This is a genomic window from Neisseria sp. P0021.S006 (genome assembly GCF_051956895.1).
Map to the genome: position 1 here is coordinate 1 of NZ_JBQCWZ010000117.1, position 2,703 is coordinate 2,703.

Below are 2,703 nucleotides of genomic sequence, written 5' to 3' on the forward strand. Positions count from 1 at the left end.
TGTAAATGTTTTGGCCGTCTTCGATACTTTGGCCGTTTATCCAATTTTTCAGGCTTTCTATGCCGTCTTGGTTGTTTTGGAACTTCTTATAGGCCGTTTGGCCGTCTATTAATGCGACTGCGTCAAATGTTTCTGCGGATATGTCGAGTCCTACGGTATTTCTCATATTTTTTCCCTTACTATGCAGGCTCTTGGCCTTTGATGCTACTCAAATTAAATATGAAAAAATCCGCCGTCCTTATCTTTCTCCCAATCTTGATGATTCGGGAACTTTCAGGCTCGGCGGATGTTGTCAGGGTTAGCTAGACCGCTGACGTTTTGAGTATATCAGATGTTTCAATCTCTTTGCTTTTCTATTCTTTCTTTTCTAAAATTGCGCTCTGCCGCGCGGCCATTGCTACTTGCTTCCTTTAAAAATCGCGGGATTTAGGTTTCTGCTCTTTAGATAGGTTTTTACGCCGCGCTTTTTAAAGGAATCAAGCAGCTTTTATTTAAAGGCCGTCTGAACTGGTTTCAGACAGCCTTTGTCATTGCGCGGATTCGACTACCGCGCCGCTTTGCGGTGTGAACTTTGCGCCTGCTTCTACATATCCGTCATACATAAGGTTTTGAGGGCTTTGGCCGCCTAGTGATGCGACTTGCACGCCTGCGCTAGTATCCGACGCGGATGGCGCTGTCTGCGCTTGGTTTGAGCTGTGGTCGGACTCTTTGTAGGGATTAAACGGCAGGCCATTATGGGCGTAGTCTTTGCACATTGCCTTAGTGATTTCTTTCAGCGGTGTACCTTGCGATGAATAGCAGGTACATCCGCTTTTGCCACCATCAACACAGCCGACGGGGTACTCAAATGTTTTAACTTGTCGGACGCCGTTATAGATGGGTTTACTTTCGGGCTTTTCGGCAAGAACAGGGACAAAATCTTCAGGTTTGAGGTTTTGCCCCTGAATTCCACTTTGCGGCATCATTTCTTTTTGGTTTTCAGGGTCAAGCGGATTTTTGAAACCTGTATCTTCTTTTGCTGCTTCGGCCTTTGCCGTTATTCCTGCTTTTTCTTTATAACCCTGATACATCTTATAGCCCATGAATCCGACCAAACCTAAGATACACGGCAGGATAAACAACATGGCGATTATGATGTAATACCACCTTGATTTGACGTGCGAATGGGCGGTATGCACTTCTGCAGATTTGTAGTATTCAAGAACCTCTTCCCTAATTTTATGCGAACTGGACAAGGCGTTTCTTGATTGCTGTGTCGGGTTTAAAGCTACTTCGTTCCATTCAAGCCTTGTCAGTCCGCCCATTTTGTTTGCAGCTATATGGATATGCTTGTTCACGACTTCGCGCAGATTCACGTCAAGCAGCTTGGGCGATTGTGTGATTAGTATCATGTCGATACCGTAATGGCCGTGAATGTTCAAAAAGGCGACGTTTTCAGGCATTTTTGAACCGCTGGAACGTGTCGGAAACAAATATTGCACTTCGTCATAAATGACAACTGAGCCGATATTCTCTTTCCATTTCAGCCATTCATACATGTCTTCCCAGCTATGACCTTCCGGCGGTTGATGATGGTCTATCAAAAGGCCGTTGATGTTGGAGAAGATTTTACGGCCTTTATAATAGTCATCAAACATAAGCAGTTCGACGGCAAAGGCGGTTTTGCCGATTCTTGGTTTTCCTGTTATCAGGGTAATGGCGGCCATCTTTATCCTTTCTTGCCAAAGCTTAATTTAGACAGAGTTTTAAACGTAACGACAAAAGCGAGCATTCCGAACATGATGTTCAGAACAACGCCGCCACCTGCAATGTAAAAAATTTGGATCGCTCCGGCGGGAACTGCGCCCATACTGCTTATAAACTGATTTTTAAGATTGCTCATAAGGGCATCAAAACCAACATAAGTAATAATAGACACCCCTAAAGCAGTCAGAATGTATTTGACAACATGATTTATCAAATATGGAGCAAGAGCAGCTAAAAATTTCATAAATCCCCCTATGCGTTATTTCTGACAACTCTAGACACGAAGAACGAAGCCACCAGCCAAGCCATAGCGATAATAAAGGGTCTAATCATGGCAGCTAAATTACACGCAGGCTCAAGACTGATTCTGTATTCAGCACCCAATGCCTGAAACGTTACCGGAGCAGGGCATTCGCCATACTCTCTAAAAGTATTGTCAGGTGTGAAGTTCAAATCTATTTGTTCTTCGGGAATCTCTAAATCAGGTTCTTCTTTTTCGGGCAATTCGTCGCAGGCCAAAATATTCGGAAACACTTTACAAAGCAAACCTCCGTCTTCTTTGGGCTTGTCATCCTCTTTAGGTCCTTCATCTTTTTTTGGATCGTCTTTGCTGTCAGGGTCGGGCTTATCGTCGGGTTTTGGATTGTCTTTGCCGCTAGGGCTGTCGTCAGGATCTGGTTTTGGCTTATCGGACGGGCTACCGTCAGGCGTTGGGTCTGGTTGAGAGCCAGGCTTGCCATTTTCTCCCGGTGTAGGTGTTGAGTTGGTTTTAGGAGCTGCAGGGCTGCCCGGTGTGAGGTCGGGACGCGGGGTTGTGATTACCGTTGCGTTTGTTTTGCCGTTTGAATCTTGACCGAAAGTAATGGTAATTTGCACCGGCTTGCCATTTTCGGGAGTGACAGGGCCAATGGTTACAACTGTACCGGCAGGGACTTTGATATTTTCTTTATATTCAGG

At 45.1% G+C, this 2,703-nt stretch carries 3 protein-coding genes; all 3 read right to left on the bottom strand.

What is annotated here, in order from left to right; translation table 11 throughout:
* Positions 1-527: 527 nt before the first annotated feature.
* Positions 528-1,706: a zonular occludens toxin domain-containing protein gene (locus ACTHUM_RS11320; protein WP_070461275.1), complete on the bottom strand. Its 1,179-nt coding sequence runs from the start codon at positions 1,704-1,706 to the stop codon at positions 528-530.
* A 2-nt stretch (positions 1,707-1,708) separates the two neighbouring features.
* The gene (locus tag ACTHUM_RS11325; RefSeq protein ID WP_070461276.1) at positions 1,709-1,990 is read right to left on the bottom strand and encodes a DUF2523 family protein; all 282 of its coding nucleotides are present in this window, start codon (positions 1,988-1,990) and stop codon (positions 1,709-1,711) included.
* Between the two features lie 8 nt (positions 1,991-1,998).
* The coding region (locus tag ACTHUM_RS11330; protein ID WP_440402910.1) for an IgG-binding virulence factor TspB family protein at positions 1,999-2,703 on the bottom strand (705 nt) is incomplete at its 5' end.

Bases quoted from the DNA above. Each gene is read 5' to 3' on its own strand.
- ACTHUM_RS11320 (WP_070461275.1), bottom strand. From the start codon at position 1,706: ATGGCCGCCATTACCCTGATAACAGGAAAACCAAGAATCGGCAAAACC.
- ACTHUM_RS11325 (WP_070461276.1), bottom strand. From the start codon at position 1,990: ATGAAATTTTTAGCTGCTCTTGCTCCATATTTGATAAATCATGTTGTC.